21 protein-coding genes and 1 pseudogene are annotated in these 15,033 nt (G+C 57.3%); 5 read left to right on the plus strand and 17 right to left on the minus strand.

Features of this window, described 5'->3' with window-relative positions:
* Window positions 1–82 precede the first annotated feature (82 nt).
* Both AC2TAD_RS15375 and AC2TAD_RS15380 read right to left on the minus strand, forming a co-directional pair.
* Window positions 83–265, minus strand: a complete 183-nt coding sequence (locus AC2TAD_RS15375) for a hypothetical protein (RefSeq protein ID WP_010442520.1) — start codon at window positions 263–265, stop codon at window positions 83–85.
* 139 nt (window positions 266–404) lie between these two features.
* Window positions 405–1,001 (minus strand): L,D-transpeptidase, encoded by a 597-nt coding sequence (locus AC2TAD_RS15380; RefSeq protein ID WP_170353770.1) that lies wholly within the window; start codon window positions 999–1,001, stop codon window positions 405–407.
* Between the two features lie 168 nt (window positions 1,002–1,169).
* On the opposite strand from AC2TAD_RS15380, the gene dalA reads away from it, so the two are divergent.
* Window positions 1,170–1,685 carry a divisome-associated lipoprotein DalA gene (gene dalA / locus AC2TAD_RS15385; protein WP_170755377.1) on the plus strand — a complete coding sequence of 172 codons (516 nt, stop codon included), beginning with the start codon at window positions 1,170–1,172 and terminating at the stop codon, window positions 1,683–1,685.
* A 74-nt stretch (window positions 1,686–1,759) separates the two neighbouring features.
* Here dalA and AC2TAD_RS15390 read toward each other — a convergent pair whose 3' ends face one another.
* The 7 genes from AC2TAD_RS15390 to AC2TAD_RS15420 form a co-directional block, all read right to left on the minus strand.
* Window positions 1,760–2,224, minus strand: a complete 465-nt coding sequence (locus tag AC2TAD_RS15390; protein ID WP_170353772.1) for a PTS sugar transporter subunit IIA — start codon at window positions 2,222–2,224, stop codon at window positions 1,760–1,762.
* Window positions 2,225–2,284: 60 nt separating this feature from the next.
* Entirely contained in the window at window positions 2,285–2,848 is a 564-nt protein-coding gene (gene hpf / locus AC2TAD_RS15395) for a ribosome hibernation-promoting factor, HPF/YfiA family (protein WP_170353773.1), read from the minus strand.
* 252 nt (window positions 2,849–3,100) lie between these two features.
* A complete protein-coding gene (gene lptB / locus AC2TAD_RS15400) occupies window positions 3,101–3,859 on the minus strand; it encodes an LPS export ABC transporter ATP-binding protein (protein ID WP_170755376.1) in 759 nt (252 codons plus the stop codon).
* A complete protein-coding gene (locus tag AC2TAD_RS15405; RefSeq protein WP_480868702.1) occupies window positions 3,859–4,311 on the minus strand; it encodes an LptA/OstA family protein in 453 nt (150 codons plus the stop codon). The genes lptB and AC2TAD_RS15405 overlap by 1 nt, the downstream gene beginning before the upstream one ends.
* Window positions 4,312–4,353: 42 nt before the next feature.
* Window positions 4,354–4,953: an LPS export ABC transporter periplasmic protein LptC gene (gene lptC / locus AC2TAD_RS15410; RefSeq protein ID WP_170353775.1), complete on the minus strand. Its 600-nt coding sequence runs from the start codon at window positions 4,951–4,953 to the stop codon at window positions 4,354–4,356.
* A gap of 12 nt (window positions 4,954–4,965) precedes the next feature.
* Window positions 4,966–5,934, minus strand: a complete 969-nt coding sequence (locus AC2TAD_RS15415) for a KpsF/GutQ family sugar-phosphate isomerase (protein WP_480868704.1) — start codon at window positions 5,932–5,934, stop codon at window positions 4,966–4,968.
* Window positions 5,931–6,545, minus strand: a complete 615-nt coding sequence (locus tag AC2TAD_RS15420) for a ribonuclease D (RefSeq protein WP_480868706.1) — start codon at window positions 6,543–6,545, stop codon at window positions 5,931–5,933. Before AC2TAD_RS15420 ends, AC2TAD_RS15415 begins: the two co-directional genes overlap by 4 nt.
* Window positions 6,546–6,724: 179 nt before the next feature.
* Between AC2TAD_RS15420 and AC2TAD_RS15425 the strand changes: the two genes are divergently transcribed.
* From AC2TAD_RS15425 to flhA, 4 genes are all read left to right on the plus strand, one after another.
* Window positions 6,725–7,957, plus strand: coding sequence for an MFS transporter (locus AC2TAD_RS15425; protein ID WP_480868777.1), 1,233 nt, complete (start codon window positions 6,725–6,727; stop codon window positions 7,955–7,957).
* Window positions 7,941–8,420 carry an Lrp/AsnC family transcriptional regulator gene (locus tag AC2TAD_RS15430; RefSeq protein WP_480846856.1) on the plus strand — a complete coding sequence of 160 codons (480 nt, stop codon included), beginning with the start codon at window positions 7,941–7,943 and terminating at the stop codon, window positions 8,418–8,420. Before AC2TAD_RS15425 ends, AC2TAD_RS15430 begins: the two co-directional genes overlap by 17 nt.
* 139 nt (window positions 8,421–8,559) lie before the next feature.
* The gene (locus AC2TAD_RS15435; protein ID WP_480868709.1) at window positions 8,560–9,183 is read left to right on the plus strand and encodes a lytic transglycosylase domain-containing protein; all 624 of its coding nucleotides are present in this window, start codon (window positions 8,560–8,562) and stop codon (window positions 9,181–9,183) included.
* A 69-nt stretch (window positions 9,184–9,252) separates the two neighbouring features.
* Window positions 9,253–11,226, plus strand: a complete 1,974-nt coding sequence (gene flhA / locus AC2TAD_RS15440; RefSeq protein ID WP_480868778.1) for a flagellar biosynthesis protein FlhA — start codon at window positions 9,253–9,255, stop codon at window positions 11,224–11,226.
* Here the strand turns inward: flhA and flgH are convergent.
* The 8 genes and pseudogenes from flgH to AC2TAD_RS15480 all read right to left on the minus strand — a co-directional run.
* A pseudogene (gene flgH, locus AC2TAD_RS15445) lies at window positions 11,110–11,757 on the minus strand (flagellar basal body L-ring protein FlgH); the annotation flags it as partial. The gene flhA and the pseudogene flgH overlap by 117 nt on opposite strands.
* Window positions 11,754–12,170: a flagellar basal body P-ring formation chaperone FlgA gene (gene flgA / locus AC2TAD_RS15450; RefSeq protein WP_480868710.1), complete on the minus strand. Its 417-nt coding sequence runs from the start codon at window positions 12,168–12,170 to the stop codon at window positions 11,754–11,756. The pseudogene flgH and the gene flgA, both read right to left, overlap by 4 nt.
* Window positions 12,170–12,955, minus strand: coding sequence for a flagellar basal-body rod protein FlgG (gene flgG / locus AC2TAD_RS15455; RefSeq protein WP_170755363.1), 786 nt, complete (start codon window positions 12,953–12,955; stop codon window positions 12,170–12,172). The genes flgA and flgG overlap by 1 nt, the downstream gene beginning before the upstream one ends.
* Window positions 12,956–12,976: 21 nt before the next feature.
* A complete protein-coding gene (locus AC2TAD_RS15460; protein WP_480868712.1) occupies window positions 12,977–13,663 on the minus strand; it encodes a flagellar hook-basal body complex protein in 687 nt (228 codons plus the stop codon).
* The gene (locus AC2TAD_RS15465; RefSeq protein WP_170353788.1) at window positions 13,663–13,935 is read right to left on the minus strand and encodes a flagellar biosynthetic protein FliQ; all 273 of its coding nucleotides are present in this window, start codon (window positions 13,933–13,935) and stop codon (window positions 13,663–13,665) included. Before AC2TAD_RS15465 ends, AC2TAD_RS15460 begins: the two co-directional genes overlap by 1 nt.
* A 4-nt stretch (window positions 13,936–13,939) precedes the next feature.
* Complete coding sequence (gene fliE / locus AC2TAD_RS15470; protein ID WP_480868714.1) at window positions 13,940–14,230, minus strand: flagellar hook-basal body complex protein FliE; 291 nt, start codon at window positions 14,228–14,230, stop codon at window positions 13,940–13,942.
* A gap of 11 nt (window positions 14,231–14,241) precedes the next feature.
* On the minus strand, window positions 14,242–14,628 hold the full coding sequence (gene flgC, locus AC2TAD_RS15475; RefSeq protein WP_170353790.1) for a flagellar basal body rod protein FlgC: 387 nt from the start codon (window positions 14,626–14,628) through the stop codon (window positions 14,242–14,244).
* Between the two features lie 12 nt (window positions 14,629–14,640).
* A complete protein-coding gene (locus AC2TAD_RS15480; protein ID WP_480868780.1) occupies window positions 14,641–15,027 on the minus strand; it encodes a FlgB family protein in 387 nt (128 codons plus the stop codon).
* Window positions 15,028–15,033: the final 6 nt, after the last annotated feature.

Here is a 15,033-nt window from a genome sequence, read left to right on the forward strand (position 1 = left end):
CAGCTCTGTCAGGACCGGCGAACAGACACAAAAAAGGCGATGGATTTCTCCACCGCCTTTTTCTTGGATAATTCGTATCGAATTAGCTTGCTGCAACAGCTGCTGCAACAACAACCAGCAGGATCAGCGGCAGGATGATGCCCTGCGACGAACCCTGAGTTTCTTCGACAACAACAGGTGCTTCAACAACCGGCTCTTCCAGGTTGCCAGCATAAGCGGTCGAAGCAGCAGCAGTCAGTGCAGCGGCGAGAACGAGTTTCTTCATATTAACCTCCAGAATAAGCACGGTTTCAGATAGCGAAACCGCACACCCAAGACTTACCTCGTGTTTTTTTCTAACCAGCTATCCAACTGGAATGCAAATGGAAGTTGCTTCGCAAGCGACTTCATGCGCGGTTTTGTCGTCAAATTAGCAACACTTGAGTGCCAACCTTCGCCATCGAAAACAGCTCGGCGATATCTTCGTTGAAAAGACCGATGCATCCGTTCGAAGACCGACGCCCTATTTTGCGCGTATCGTGGGTTCCGTGGATTCGGTAGTACTTCCAGCTTAGATACAAAGCGTGCGTTCCCAACGGGTTATCTGGACCCGGCGGGATATAGTCCGGCCATTCGGGGTTTCGCTTCTTCATCGAAGGTGTCGGCGCCCAGCTGGGCCCTTCGACCTTGCGAATGACGCTTGTGCGACCGCGACGCGTGAGTTCTTCGGTCAGCGGAACCGATGATGGGTAGAGTTTATACACGCTTTGGTCGTCTGACCAATAATGCAGTGCCCGTGAAACGGTATCGACCAGGATTGCGCCATTGCGCGTGTTGTCAAAATAGGGCTGCCAGTCCAAAGCACGGAAACCCGAAATGTTTCGCCGCACCTGCGGTTCGGGTTCGGGTGCCGGACGCAGAGGATCGCCCGGAATGTACTGAGCAATCGCCGGAGTAGACAGAAAGGCTGACGCACCGACCAGAAATCCGCGGCGCGAGGAAGGAATGAGTTTCTTGACCATTTGTGACGGTCCTTTGCTAAACCAGAAAAGGAATTTGACGCATTTTATTGCCTGAATACGTCAATCGCAAATCAAACCGGCAAAATCACGCGGGAATCAGCCATTGCAGGTTTGCCCAAGCCCGTTGGTCGCGCTATTGCGTAAGATGACACAAAAATCAGGTCGACCATGACGCGTATTATTACACTTCTGTTCTTATGTTTTGCTGCAGTGGCGGCTTGCACCCCAAGCTCAACCACGACGATTGGTGCGGATGGCCGTCCGCTGCCCACTGTTTACAAGATTCGCGGCAATCCCGAAAAGCTGCAGTTCCGCATGCTTGATTCGGTTAACGCACTGCGGCAAGCTTCGGGTCTGCAGCCTGTGCAACTGAATTCACAGCTCAATGCTGCGGCTGCCACACATTCCAAGGATATGGCACGCCAGAACCGGCCATGGCATTTTGGGTCCGATGGATCATCCCCAATAGATCGGGCCGCGCGCGTTGGGTATTTCGGCACATTCCTGGGCGAAGCTATTTCGGAAACCTTCGAAACCGAAACCGAGACATTGGCTGCCTGGATGCAGGAACCCGGTCCAAGATCAGTGATACTGGATCCTAAAGCCACGCAGATGGGATTTGCTTGGCATCAAGAATCGGGTGGAAAAATCTGGTGGACGTTGGAAATGGGAACCGGCGGCTGACCACCGCCGTAGCCTCGAAATACAAAGCCCCCGATTATCGGGGGCTTTTTCGTTAGTACGCTTCAAGCGCAGGATCAGGCCGCTTGCATCGATTGCGCCTCGGTCAGGATCGCATAGAGCTTGACCGGGTCAGGGTTGGCACGCAGCTTGGCGCAAACCGCTGTGTCACGCAGGGTACGAGACACCAGCGCGAGCGCTTTCAGATGGTCTACACCCGCTTCTTCCGGTGCGAAAAGCGCGAAGGCGATATCGACTGGCTGACGATCAACCGAGCCAAAATCGATGGGCTTTTCCAGCATGACAAACGCGCCAGCGACCTGTTCGATTTCAGTCAGACGCGCATGGGGAAGCGCAACGCCATGGCCCACACCCGTGGGCCCAAGGCTTTCACGTTCGAGCAGACCATCAACGACAGTTTGCTCGTCCAGGCCCAAGGTTGCCGCAGCAACATCGCCAATTTCCTGAAACAGCCGCTTCTTGCTGGAAGCGGCTGACAATACACGTACTGCTTCGGGCTTCAGAATGCTCGAAAGCTCCATGATTTTGCTCCAATGGCAAGCCCCTGCCAATGCAGGGGCACGCCTTTCTAATCTTGCCTGTTATGGATCGATCCAGCCGATGTTACCGTCTTCCCGACGATACACGACATTCAATCCATCCTTGTTCTCATTCCGGAACACCAGCACCGGGGCACCAGCCAATTCCATCTGCATAACGGCTTCACCAACACTCAGCGATGGGATCTTGGTTTCCATCTCAGCCACGATCATCGGCTGCAGAGATTCTGGCTCATCTGCCGACTCAGATTCGTCAGAGGCGAGGATATAAGAGGAAGCTCCGAAGAGTTCAACCGGCTCGACCCGATCCTTGTGGTGATCCTTTAGGCGGCGTTTATAACGGCGCAATTGTGTTTCCATCTTGTCACAGCACCCCTCGAATGCCGCGTAAATCTCGGTAGCATGGGCTTTGGCCTGCGCCGTCAGGCCGGTGGAAAGATGTACGGTGGTCTCGCACACATATTCATGCGCAGAACGGGAAAAGACGACATTGGCGTCGGTCGGTCGCTGGGCGTATTTGCCCACAACCTCGCCAAGTTCGGTCTGCACATGGGTCTGAAGTGCTTCACCGATGTCGATCTGTTTTCCGCTGATTTGGTAACGCATGTGATCTCCTTCACAATTCACACCCATTCTGACGCAGCGTAACACAGCGCGCTTCTTTTTATCGGGTGGGGGGTATCGGCATGTTCCGCGGTAGCCGGAACTTGATCCCTTCCAAGAAGGGGCATCGTGATCCAGACTGGAACCGAAAAAATGCCATGACCCAATTGAGGCAAGAGACGGCGGAAGAGTCAATCAAAACAGGCGTGTATATACGAGATTTCCGCCATGCATTCGGCGCAATACCGCGCAAACCTATGAAATACGGAAGTTTTCGCCCAAGTAGACGCGCCGCACGTTTTCGTTTTCAACGACTTCGTCCGGTGTTCCGGACATAAGTACCTGACCGTCATGCAAAATATAGGCGCGGTCCACGATCTCGAGCGTTTCACGCACGTTGTGATCCGTGATCAAAACCCCGATCCCGCGTTTTTTCAGATCAGCGACCAGATGACGGATGTCACCCACGCTGATCGGGTCGACCCCGGCAAAAGGTTCGTCGAGCAACAGGTACTTTGGATCGGCAGCCAGACAACGCGCAATCTCGACCCGGCGGCGCTCACCACCCGACAAGGCCAGCGCGGGCGCACGGCGCAGATGCTCGATCGAGAAATCGGACAGCAGCTCTTCCAGACGTTCTTTGCGGCGATGGGCGTGCCCCACCGTGATATCCAGAACAGCCGAGATATTGTCTTCAACGCTCATCCCGCGAAAAATCGACATCTCTTGCGGCAAATATCCGATCCCAAGCCGCGCCCGGCGATACATTGGAAGGGTCGTCACCACCTGCCCATCGATGGTTACGCGACCAGCTTCGGGAAAAACCAACCCTGCAACAGAATAGAAAGTGGTGGTCTTGCCGGACCCGTTCGGCCCCAGCAACGCGACCACTTCGGATCGGTCCAACGTCATTGACACATCTCGGATGACGGTCTTTTTCCGATAAGACTTCCGCAGCTTTTCGATCCTGAGCCCCGAACTGCCCTGAGCCAGTTTCAGGTTCGGTCCAGCCATCAGTTGGCACCCTGCTGCAGAATGGTTTTAACGTTGCCCGTCATGGTCGCCGTCCCTGTCGTCAGGTTGGCGTTCATCTGATCGCCGCTGATCGTACTTGGCCCCTGCGTCAGCAGAACGTTGCCGCGCATGACGATCACACCCGAATCGATGGTATATTCGGCCCAATCCCCTTCAGCTGCATCTGGCGGGCTGACCAGAACCACATCCTCGGTCGCTTCCATACGCTCGATGCCAGACCGATCCGCATTGTAGATGACAAGTACGCGCTCGGCCGTCAGGCGCATTTCACCCTGAACGACAATTACATTGCCAATGAACTCGGCCGAGCCATCTTCCTGATTCACGTTCAACGACTCAGACGTGACTTCGACTGGCAGGCTGGGGTCAGCTTTTTGTGCGCCAAACGCCACTTGTGTTTCCTGAGCGGACACTGAAAAAGTGCTGCTCAACAAGGCAATTCCGACAAGGGCAATTCGAAAATCGAACACAGGCTATCTTTCTGCTCTTTTCGGCTCGTATATCAGTTTCACGCCGTCTGTAAAAATAATATGGACCGGGCCGTCCTTTTTTTCGGTCCCAAAGGTCATGCGACCTGCTGAAAAATTTCCGATAACCCCGGTCCCATTGACCTGACCCGGAGTGTCGCCGCGTATCTCGTCCAGCGCGGTGTTCAGCAAATTCGTGGTCACTTCGATTCCGTCAGTGGTCGTGATCACCACATCCCCGATGAAGGTCGCAGTGTTCTTGTCAGGACGGATCATGCCCGAGTTCGAATCCAGAGTGATAATACCCCCGTTAGACAGCCCCAGCCGCCCACGGAACTCGGATGCTGTCGGGACCGAGTTCTCGGTACCTTGTGTGGCCTGGATTGCTTCAATCTGAACTTCTTCGCCCTTGCGCGTGGTTCCGCGATAATTGGGCCGAGTCACGATCTGATCCGCCAGACGTTCTTCTATATCGCGTTGTGTGAAGGGAACTTTGACGTCGGTTTCGATACTGCGGGACAGAAGGAACACGGTGGACAGCATCACGATAGCCACCAACGGCAGCAGCACCTTGAGGAATTGCACCATGCGTGAATGGCTGTCCACGGTCGCGCCCTCTTAACCCAGTCCAACGCGCAGGCAGTCGTGGATATGCAGCAGGCCCAGCGCCTGCCCGTCCGCATCCGGTTCGACAACGAACAAGGACGTAATCTTACGATCATTCATGATGGCCACTGCCTCTTCTGCCAACGCATCGGGGCCAATAGTGGTCGGGTCTTCCGTCATCACCTGAACTGCGGTTTTGGTCAGCAAACCGTCCATGTGGCGACGAAGGTCCCCGTCGGTGATGATCCCGGCAAGTTGCCCGTCAGCCGTTGTCACGCCGGCAACGCCAAAGCCTTTTTGGCTGATTTCGATCAGCGCGTCGCTCATCGCGACGTCTGACGCCAACAACGGTAAAGCACTGCCCGTGTGCATCAAATCTCGCACCGTGCTAAGCCGTGCACCCAGTTTGCCGCCGGGATGAAATGCGCGAAAGTCCTCGGGCTTGAAATCTCGATACTTCATCAGCGCAATCGCCAGCGCATCCCCCATCGCCAGCGTCAGCGTGGTCGAGATGGAAGGCACCATGCCAAACCCGCACGCCTCGCCCATCGACGGGATCAGCAAATGCACGTCCGCTTGTTTCATCAGCGTGCTTTCGGGTTTGCTGGACAAGCCGATCAGCGGAATGCCAAAGCGGCGCGTGAAAGCCAGAAGGTTTGCCAGTTCAGGCGCTTCGCCCGAATTCGAGATCGCAAGAACAACGTCCCCTTTGGACACCATTCCCAGATCGCCATGACTCGCCTCGGCCGGGTGAACAAAATAAGCGGGTGTTCCGGTGCTCGCCAATGTCGCCGCTATCTTATGGCCGATATGCCCCGATTTGCCGATGCCACTGATGATGATACGGCCCGTCGCCTGCAGGATCAGCTGCACGGCCTCGGCGAAATCTTCGTTCAGGCTATCGGCCAGCACGTCAAGCGCGCGGGCTTCGTCGGTGACGACCTGTCGGGCGGTTCTCAGGAAAGCTTCGGTATCGGTCATGAGTGCGCAAAAATATCCGTTTCGGGCCAACCGGCGAGGTCAAGTTTCGCACGCATCGGCAAGAAGTCAAAACAGGCCTGAGCCATTTCCGTTCGGCCTTCGCGGGCCAGCCGCTCGTCCAGCGCCTCGCGCAGGCGGTGCAGGTACAAAACGTCCGAGGCAGCATATTCCAACTGTGCGTCGGTCAGGGTTTCGGCGCCCCAATCGCTCATTTGTTGCTGTTTCGAGATGTCGACGCCGATCAGCTCCTGACACAGGTTTTTCAATCCGTGACGGTCGGTATAGGTGCGCACCAGACGGCTGGCGATCTTGGTGCAATAAACCGGCGCGGCCAGGGCACCAAAGGCATGGTACATCGCGGCGATGTCAAAACGGCCAAAGTGGAACAGTTTCAACACATTGGGATTTTCAAGCATCGCACACAGGTTCGGGGCTTTGGTCTGACCCTTTTCCACTTGCACGATGTGGCTGTTTCCATCGCCACCCGACATCTGGATCACGCACAGGCGATCCCGATGCGGGTTCAGACCCATGGTTTCGCAGTCGATGGCCACGACAGGGCCAAGGTCCAACCCGTCCGGCAGGTCGTTTTTATAGAGATGGTTGGCCAACGAGCTTGTCCTTTGTGCGATTTCGCCTCCGAGATAGGCGGTTTGATCCGTAAACTCAACGCCATCCGTGGAACGCGGCCTATATGCGCGGGTTTCTTGACCTCGCGTTCCAGTGCTGGAAAATGGCGGCCACCCCCGTGTCGTTGATATCGCGCTTAGGAAACCCCGAGGTACCGCAAATGCTGAGCGTGCTGCGCAACCGAACCTACCGCCACTTGCTGGCCGCACAGGTCGCGGCCTTGACCGGAACCGGGTTGGCAACAATTGCCTTGGGTTTGCTGGCCTATGACCTCGCACAAGACGCTGCAGCATTGGTGCTTGGAACTGTTTTGACAATCAAAATGGTAGCCTATGTCACCGTAGCACCACTGGCTGCGGCATTTGCCGAGCGCGTCGATCGGCGCAAAATGCTTGTTGTGCTGGATATCGTGCGCGCAGCCGTCGCGGTGTTCCTGCCCTTCGTAACCGAAGTCTGGCAGGTCTATGTGCTGATCTTCATCCTGCAATCGGCGTCTGCCGGTTTCACTCCAGCCTTTCAGGCCACCATCCCCGACGTGTTGACCGACGAACAGGATTATACCAAGGCCCTTTCGCTGTCCCGGCTGGCCTATGATATGGAAAGTGTCCTGAGCCCATCCTTGGCTGCAGCTTTGCTGACTATCGTCAGCTTCGACAACCTGTTCTGGGGCACCGCCTTGGGCTTTGTCGCTTCTGCTCTGCTGGTCGTTTCGGTCGCCTTGCCTTCGCCCATGCCGACACGGCCCCGCGGGATTTACGACCGCACAACCCGTGGCATTCGTATCTACCTGAACACTCCGCGTCTGCGGGCGCTGCTGGCCCTGACGTGGACCGCTGCCGCCCTCAGCGCGATGGTCATCGTGAACACTGTCGTCATCGTGCGCACCGATATGGGGTTACCGGAAAGCGCAGTCGCACTGGCTTTGGCCGGATTCGGAGGGGGATCAATGCTGGCAGCCATCACTCTGCCATCTTTGCTGAACAGGTTTCGGGACCGCTCGGTTATGCTGTTCGGGGCCACCACAGGCACAATTTTCATGGCCATGGCTGCTTATCTGTTTGCCAATTTCCCGATGACACTCCCTACACTCGCCTTGATCTGGGCCTGCGTTGGGTTTGGGTATTCGTCCACCCTGACACCGTCCGGGCGCTTACTGTCCCGATCCGCGAAACCAGAAGACCGCCCGGCCGTTTTTGCCGCGCAGTTTACGCTGTCACATCTATGCTGGCTGATGCTTTATCCATTGGCCGGTTGGCTAATGACAACGAAAGGCACGGCAGTGACGCTGACTTGGATGACCATTGCTGCGTTTGCTGGTCTGGTCATTGTCAGTGTGCTGTGGCCTGAAAAATCACCCGAGGGGACCGCAGGTAAAGATGCGCCCAAGCCTTGAGGCTGTACCCCACTCTGCCTTACACCTTGGCGTTATGGATCAACTGGACCGTCGTATCATCGCCGCCCTGCAACACAACGCGCGGGAATCAACTACCAAGATCGCAGCCAAACTTGGGTTGGCACGCACAACCGTGCATGAGCGGATCAGGCGGATGGAGGAAAGCGGAGTCATTGCAGGGTATTCCGTTGTGCTGAACAAGGCTGAAGACACCCCGCGAGTTCAGGTCGTGGTGATGCTGGAAGTCCAACAGAAAGAGACGACCCGCATCATCAAACGGCTTGAGGCTTACCCCGAGGTCAAGCGGTGTCTTTCAATCAATGGCGAGTTTGACCTGCTTCTGTCCGCCGAAGCCCCCAGAATCGAGGACCTGGACATTCTGGTTGACGAATTGGCTAAAATCCCCGGTGTTCTGCGCACCAATACCAGCGTTGTTTTTGGCCGCAGGATCGACCGGAAATGATTGGGCGCTAACCCTCTGTAAACCCTGCCGCAGCTAACCTGACCCGGATTGATCAGAATCCCGGACCGGCAGAATGCCCCATCGAACGATACCTGGACTTTTGGCGCTTGCGCTTTGCGTGGGTCAACAGGCGCTCGCCATGCCCAACCCCCACACCGCAGACATATGCGATCGGGCCGCCCAGCGTGCGGCTACGTCCGAAGGCGTCCCGCTTGAGGTGTTGCACGCCATAACACGCGTTGAAACAGGCCGCGCCATTGACGGACGGCTTTCGCCTTGGCCATGGGCCATCAATGTCGAAGGAAAGGGCTTTTGGTTCAAATCCGAGTTTGAGGCAAAGTCTTATGTTTTCAATATCTTCAAGGCAGGAAAACGCAGCTTTGACATTGGATGTTTCCAGATTAACTACCGCTGGCATGGCAAGGCGTTCCGGTCCATCGACGCAATGTTTGACCCCGATGAAAACGCCACTTACGCCGCACGGTTCCTGAAAGATCTTTATGCTGAGCTCGGCTCGTGGACCGCGGCTGCGGGGGCATACCACTCGCGCACACCCCATTTGGCACAGACCTATTCTGATAGGTTCCAGCGTGTCTTGGCGCAGTTGGACTACAACGAAACACGCGCCATCGCGTCACGCGATCCGTTTACCGGATCGGCGTCTCCGCTGATCCCGCTGCGGGCCGATCAAGCGCCCGCTGGCGCGCTTGGGTCGCTGATGCCGGCGACCGGATCTGCCTCTGCCTTCATTTCCTTCAACTAGGAGCCTCGCGTGCCCAAGATCGACGCCCGTTCCCTGTTTTCCCCGACCGTTCTGCTGGCAGTGGCTCTGATGACGGTCATCGTGATGATGATCCTGCCGATGCCAGCCTGGGTACTGGACGTTGGGTTGGCCGCCTCGTTCGCGTTGGCCATTTTGATTTTTACGCTGACCCTGTTTGTCGAGCGGCCGCTGGATTTCTCATCCTTCCCGACGATCCTGCTGGCCTCACTTATGTTGCGGCTATCGCTGAACGTGTCCTCAACCAAGCTGATCATTGGTCAGGGCCATACCGGCCCCAACGCCGCGGGCGACGTGATTGAGGGGTTTGCTAACTTCGTCATGGGCGGCAGCATCTTTCTGGGTCTCGTGGTATTCGGCGTGCTGCTGATCGTGAATTTCATGGTCATCACCAAGGGCGCCGCCCGCATGGCCGAAGTCGGCGCGCGCTTTGCGCTGGACGGGATGCCGGGCAAGCAACTGGCCATCGACAGCGACATGTCCGCCGGTGCCATCGACCATCAACAGGCCAAGGAAAGGCGCGAACGGGAACAGCAAGAGACTACCTTTTTCGGCTCACTTGATGGTGCATCGAAATTCGTCAAAGGAGACGCGGTTGCGGGTCTGCTGATCACGTTGTTGAACCTTGTGATGGGACTGATCATGGGGGTGATCGTCCATGGGATGCCGGTTTCTTCGGCGTTTGAAACCTATGCGATTCTCACCGTAGGCGATGGGCTGGTTACGCAGATTCCGGCCGTGATCATCTCGATCGCATCCGCGCTGCTGCTGGCGCGTGGCGGAACGCAGGGCGCAACCGACAGCGCGTTGTTCTCGCAGCTTGGCCGCCACCCGGCGGCGCTTGGTACCGTTGCAGTTCTGATGGTTCTGTTTGCGCTGGTGCCGGGGTTACCGTTCTTGCCCTTCATCATCGGTGCCGGGGTCTTGGGGTACACCGCATATAGCGTCTACCAAAAGCAAAAAGCGGCTGACGATGCGGCGATGGCTCCGACACCGGATACAGACACACCCGTTTCTCAGGCCATTGCGGACATTCTCGACCTGGACGATGTGCATCTGGAATTCGCGCCCGACCTTGTCAGCATGGTTCTGAACCCCGGTACCGGTCTTGATGCACGGATCGCCAATATGAGGACCTATGTCGCCTCAACCTTCGGGCTGATCCTTCCGGACATTCGCCTGACTGACCGGGCGGATCTTCCCATGGGGACCTATGTGGTGAAGGTTCAAGGCGTCGAACAGGCGCGCGGGGTTCTGAACCCCGATCTGGTTTTGGCGCTGGTACAAGACGGACATGACCTGTTGCCCGACGGCAATGACGTGACCGAGCCGGTTTATGGTGCACCCGCCCGCTGGATCTTGCCCAAAGATCAAGAAGCCGCTGCAATGAGTGGTGCCACCATCGTCTCTCCACCAGAGATTCTGGCGACTCATTTGCTTGAGATCATCAAGCAGAATTTCTCGCGCCTGCTGACGCTGAAATCCCTGCGCCGCCTGCTGTCTGAAATGACCAAGCTAAGTGATCCTGTTCGGGCCGAGGCCAACCGCAAACTATTGGATGAGTTGATACCGGATAAAGTGCCCATCGACACGCTGCACGCGGTGTTGCGGTTGTTGCTGGACGAGCGGGTCTCGATTCGCAACATGGCCCTGATTTTGGAAAGCGTGGCCGAGGCGCGCCTGACCACCACCCAGCCCAAAGGTATCTGCGAACTGGTTCGGCAACGCTTGGGCTTTCAACTGGTCGCCGAAATGAAGCGCGAGGATGGATCGATTCCCCTGATTCAGCTGGCGCCAGAATGGGAGGACACATTCGTCACCTACCAGATCGACGCACCCAATGCCGGTCTGGACGTAGCTTTGCCGCCGAACCTGTTCAACAAACTGGCCACGGCCACCATAAGACACGCGCGCCGAGGCGATTTTGTCATAGGTAATTTCATTCTGTCGCGAGATATCCTGCGGGCGCACATAGCCTGTGACCAGCAGCTCTCGCAGTTCGAAATTCACTCGCAATTCTTGTGAACCGGAAATGGCCAGCACACCGTTGGGAAGCGCATCGATAACAGTCGCAGCGACCCGCAATGTCAGCTTTTCCTTGCGTTTAACCGAGCCCTTCCCACGACTGGACGACGCCGAATCGATCGAAACCGCTTCATCCAGAGACGCCCCTTCAGGCAGTTGTTCCAGCGCCCTCTGCGGCAGGCCAAACAGACCCGGTATCTCAAGATTTTCAGACCCGGACCGAGACCGGTTCGTGTCGTTCGAAATTTCAGCTTTTTCGTCAAGTTCGATGACAACAGTTAAGATATCGCCTTTTTTGATGGCGCGCTGATCCCCCAAAAGCGATTTCTGCCCCCCGGTCCAAAGCGATGATTGGTCAACAGGCCGCTGCGGTTGAGTATGCAGTGGCAAACCCGGCCAGAGCATCGCGACATGTTCCGGAGAATCCTCGTTCGGAGTAAAACTGGGCGGTTTGCCCAGATGATCCACGCGGCCACAGGCAGACAAAGCAAGCGCGCCCAAAAGAACTGTTTTGGCAAGTCCTGACATCATTTTACCTCGATTTGACCGTCGAGCCGGATGAGACCGGTCACGGTGGTTCGGGACGACAGATTCATCACTCGGATCCGGTCGCCAACTGCCCCACGCCCCAACGCGCGTCCTTCGGCAGTGATTGACAGAGGCTGGCGGTCAAAAACTAGAACCACCAGGTCATTGCGGTCCACGAGTGCGGGTGGGCCGAAGTCACCCGCGCGAATGGGGCGACCGGGATAAAGCGCCACTCTCGCTTCCTGTCCCACCAGAATATCCGGGGTCGCAACCGCTCCGGGAACATCCTGTTCCTTGGTGACAAGGTCGGTGGGCGCGATGATCTCTTTCGCGCGAATTGTGCGGGTTGGTACGACGATATCGGCAAGCGCCGCAGAGGGCCCCACCAGGGCAAGGATCAAAAGAAATGTCCGCATCAGCGGACCTGTGTCGTCGCGCCCATCATCTGATCAACAGCAGAGATGACTTTGGCGTTCATTTCATAGCCCCGCTGGGCCTCGATCAGTTCGGTGACCTCACGCACGGCGTCGACGGAACTGTCCTCGAGGTAACCTTGCCGCAACGTGCCCAATCCGTCCTCACCCGGAGTGCCGACTACGGGCGCGCCCGAAGCCTCGGTCTCTTTGAACAGATTGCTGCCGATCGCCTCCAGACCTTTGGCGTTCGAAAAGCTGGCCAATGTGAATTCACCCAACAGCTGACCTTCTGGCGCGTCGTCGAAATAGGCATAGACCTCGCCCGATGCGTTAATCGAGATCGATCTTGCATCGTCTGGAATGGTGATTTCGGGCGCAACAGCGAACCCGTCCGAGGTGACGATCAGCCCCTCAGCAGATCGCTTCAAACTGCCATCGCGAGTAAATGCCGATTGGCCATTGGGCAACGTGACTTCCAGATAGCCGCGCCCCTCCACAGCCACATCAAGATCGCTACCGGTGGCGGACAAAGCACCCTGCGCCAATTGTACGGTGACGGCAGCAGGCCGCACGCCAAGGCCAAGTTGAATGCCCGTAGGCAGAACTGTGCCGTCATTAGCGTTCACAGATCCGGCGCGCGCCATTTGCTGATAATGCAGATCAGCAAACTCAGCCCGGCGGGCGTTGTAGCCTGTGGTGTTCATGTTCGCGAGGTTGTTCGAGATCGTCTCGACCCGCATTTGCTGCGCGGTCATGCCCGTCGCTGCAATTTTCAATGCTCGCATGTCAGATCCTCCGTTCCAATGTCAGCGCATCAGCGCTTTGAGCGCGCCCCGCACCCGTTCGTCTTCGGTTTCAAGAAAGCTCTGGCCCAGCTCATAGGCGCGCTGGATTTCGACCAGCCGTGTCACTTGTTCGATCGCGTTGACGTTGGACCCTTCGAGAAAGCGATGAACGATCACCGGCTCTTCGATCGGCACTACGTCGCCTTCGCGTACCAGGGACTTGGGATCTTCGACCCGGTAGACACCAAGCTGTCCCAGCAATTGCCCCTCAATACTGAGGGTGCCGTCACTGCCGACGTCGATCGAGGCCGCGTCGGGGGGTACAAAAACCGGCGCGCCGTTGCTATCCAGCACACGGTGGCCATCCATCGTGACCAAATCTCCCTCGGCGCTGGGCGAGAACGCCCCTGCCCGTGTCAATCGATTGCCGTCCGGAGTTTCGACCATGAAGAATCCATCGCCTTCGATGGCGAAATCAAAATCGCCCCCAGTCTCAGTCAGAACCCCTTGCTGCAATGACGTGTTGCGCACCTCGGCCCGCGCCATTGACAAGGACGGATTGCCGGGCATGTCGCGCACGAATTCGGAAAACACCAAGCCTTGCGCGCGGTATCCGGTGGTGTTGGCATTGGCGATATTGTTCGCCACCAGCCGCATTTCGTTCATCAGCCCCGACTGGCGGGACAAGGTGGTATAGGCGGTATCCATCAGCGACCTCCGGCGATAAGCGGGACAAGGGTTGTGGTGAAAAACGTCACCAGCGTCTGGGTCATGAACCCCATGGAAATCCAAAACACGATGACGATGGCGATCAGCTTGGGCACGAAGGTCAGCGTCATCTCCTGCACCGAGGTCAGCGCCTGGAACAGGCCCACGATCAGGCCCGAGACCAGCGCCACCGCCAGGATCGGGACCGAGGTGATCACCGCGACCCACAGCGCCTGACGCACGATGTCATAGAACAGACCTTCGCTGAGCATCGCGTCAGACCGGCATCCGCAGGATTTCCTGATAGGCCTCGACCACTTTGTTGCGCACGACCACGGCCGTCTCGACCGCCAGTTCGGTCTGCGCCAGCGCCTGCACCAGCGCGTGCGGATCAGCCTGGCCGGTCATCGCGGTATGCGAGATGGCCTCGGACTGTTTCAACATCGCGGCGAAATCCTGAAACGTACTGCGCAATCCTTGCGCCATTCCGGCGTGATCGGGATCGGCCTGCGTTGCAGAGCGCGCGCCAGCATAGTTCTGGGCAGCATTGAGGGCTCGGATATCCATTCTGGTGTCCTTTATTTTCTGAGGAGTTCCATCAGGCTCGACGACATCTGACGTGTCTGGTCGAACATCTTGAGATTGGCTTCGTAACTGCGCTGTGCCTCGCGGGCGTCGGCGATCTCGATCATCAGATCGACATTCGAGCCGCGATAATGGCCGGTCTCATCCGCCATCGGATGACCGGGGTCGTAAACGCGCGACGCGTCGCGGCGGTCCAGCTTGACCCGCCCGGCCTGCACCACCTCGCGCCCGTCTTTCTGCACGGTTTCAAAAGGCACGGTCTTGCGGCGATAGCCCGGCGTATCGGCGTTCGAAATATTCTCGGACACATGTCGCAGACGCGCCGATTGCGCGCGCAGGGCGCTGGTCGAGGCGGCAAGGGAATGGGAAAAATCACTCATCTGGTTGCCTCCTTATGACCGACCGAGGCTAGTGCGCAGGATGTTCACCGAGGATTTGTAGATGGTCAGCGCGCGGTCATGCTGGCGCTTGACCTCGACCGCCTTGAACATCTCTTCCTCGACGGACACACCATTGCCATTGGGATCACCCGAAGGCGCGACGTCATATTCGGCCCAGGGCTGCGACGCGTTGTTGCCGTTCAAATGCCCGGCGCGCGTTGCGGTCATCGCAGCCCCGCGCCCGGTCATTTCAAATGCTTTTTGAAAGGCCTCAAGATCGCGGGGCTGGTAGCCCGGCGTATCCGCGTTGGCCATGTTGCGCGCAATTACCGCCTGCCGTTGCCCGGCATGGGTTGCCATTGCGTGCGCTGTCTTAAAGACGTTCAGGTCATAGAACATCGGGGC

The sequence above is a fragment of the Ruegeria sp. HKCCD7628 genome (assembly GCF_057221005.1).

Coding starts and splice junctions, on each gene's coding strand:
- AC2TAD_RS15465 (WP_170353788.1), bottom strand. CDS start 13,935: ATGCTCAGCGAAGGTCTGTTCTATGACATCGTGCGTCAGGCGCTGTGG.
- AC2TAD_RS15435 (WP_480868709.1), top strand. CDS start 8,560: ATGCCCAACCCCCACACCGCAGACATATGCGATCGGGCCGCCCAGCGT.
- AC2TAD_RS15390 (WP_170353772.1), bottom strand. CDS start 2,224: ATGGAGCTTTCGAGCATTCTGAAGCCCGAAGCAGTACGTGTATTGTCA.
- AC2TAD_RS15430 (WP_480846856.1), top strand. CDS start 7,941: ATGCGCCCAAGCCTTGAGGCTGTACCCCACTCTGCCTTACACCTTGGC.
- lptB (WP_170755376.1), bottom strand. CDS start 3,859: ATGGCTGGACCGAACCTGAAACTGGCTCAGGGCAGTTCGGGGCTCAGG.
- AC2TAD_RS15380 (WP_170353770.1), bottom strand. CDS start 1,001: ATGGTCAAGAAACTCATTCCTTCCTCGCGCCGCGGATTTCTGGTCGGT.
- AC2TAD_RS15415 (WP_480868704.1), bottom strand. CDS start 5,934: ATGACCGATACCGAAGCTTTCCTGAGAACCGCCCGACAGGTCGTCACC.
- hpf (WP_170353773.1), bottom strand. CDS start 2,848: ATGCGTTACCAAATCAGCGGAAAACAGATCGACATCGGTGAAGCACTT.
- flhA (WP_480868778.1), top strand. CDS start 9,253: ATGACGGTCATCGTGATGATGATCCTGCCGATGCCAGCCTGGGTACTG.
- flgC (WP_170353790.1), bottom strand. CDS start 14,628: ATGAGTGATTTTTCCCATTCCCTTGCCGCCTCGACCAGCGCCCTGCGC.
- dalA (WP_170755377.1), top strand. CDS start 1,170: ATGACGCGTATTATTACACTTCTGTTCTTATGTTTTGCTGCAGTGGCG.
- AC2TAD_RS15375 (WP_010442520.1), bottom strand. CDS start 265: ATGAAGAAACTCGTTCTCGCCGCTGCACTGACTGCTGCTGCTTCGACC.
- flgG (WP_170755363.1), bottom strand. CDS start 12,955: ATGCGAGCATTGAAAATTGCAGCGACGGGCATGACCGCGCAGCAAATG.
- flgA (WP_480868710.1), bottom strand. CDS start 12,170: ATGCGGACATTTCTTTTGATCCTTGCCCTGGTGGGGCCCTCTGCGGCG.
- fliE (WP_480868714.1), bottom strand. CDS start 14,230: ATGGATATCCGAGCCCTCAATGCTGCCCAGAACTATGCTGGCGCGCGC.
- AC2TAD_RS15425 (WP_480868777.1), top strand. CDS start 6,725: ATGCTGAGCGTGCTGCGCAACCGAACCTACCGCCACTTGCTGGCCGCA.
- AC2TAD_RS15480 (WP_480868780.1), bottom strand. CDS start 15,027: ATGTTCTATGACCTGAACGTCTTTAAGACAGCGCACGCAATGGCAACC.
- AC2TAD_RS15460 (WP_480868712.1), bottom strand. CDS start 13,663: ATGGATACCGCCTATACCACCTTGTCCCGCCAGTCGGGGCTGATGAAC.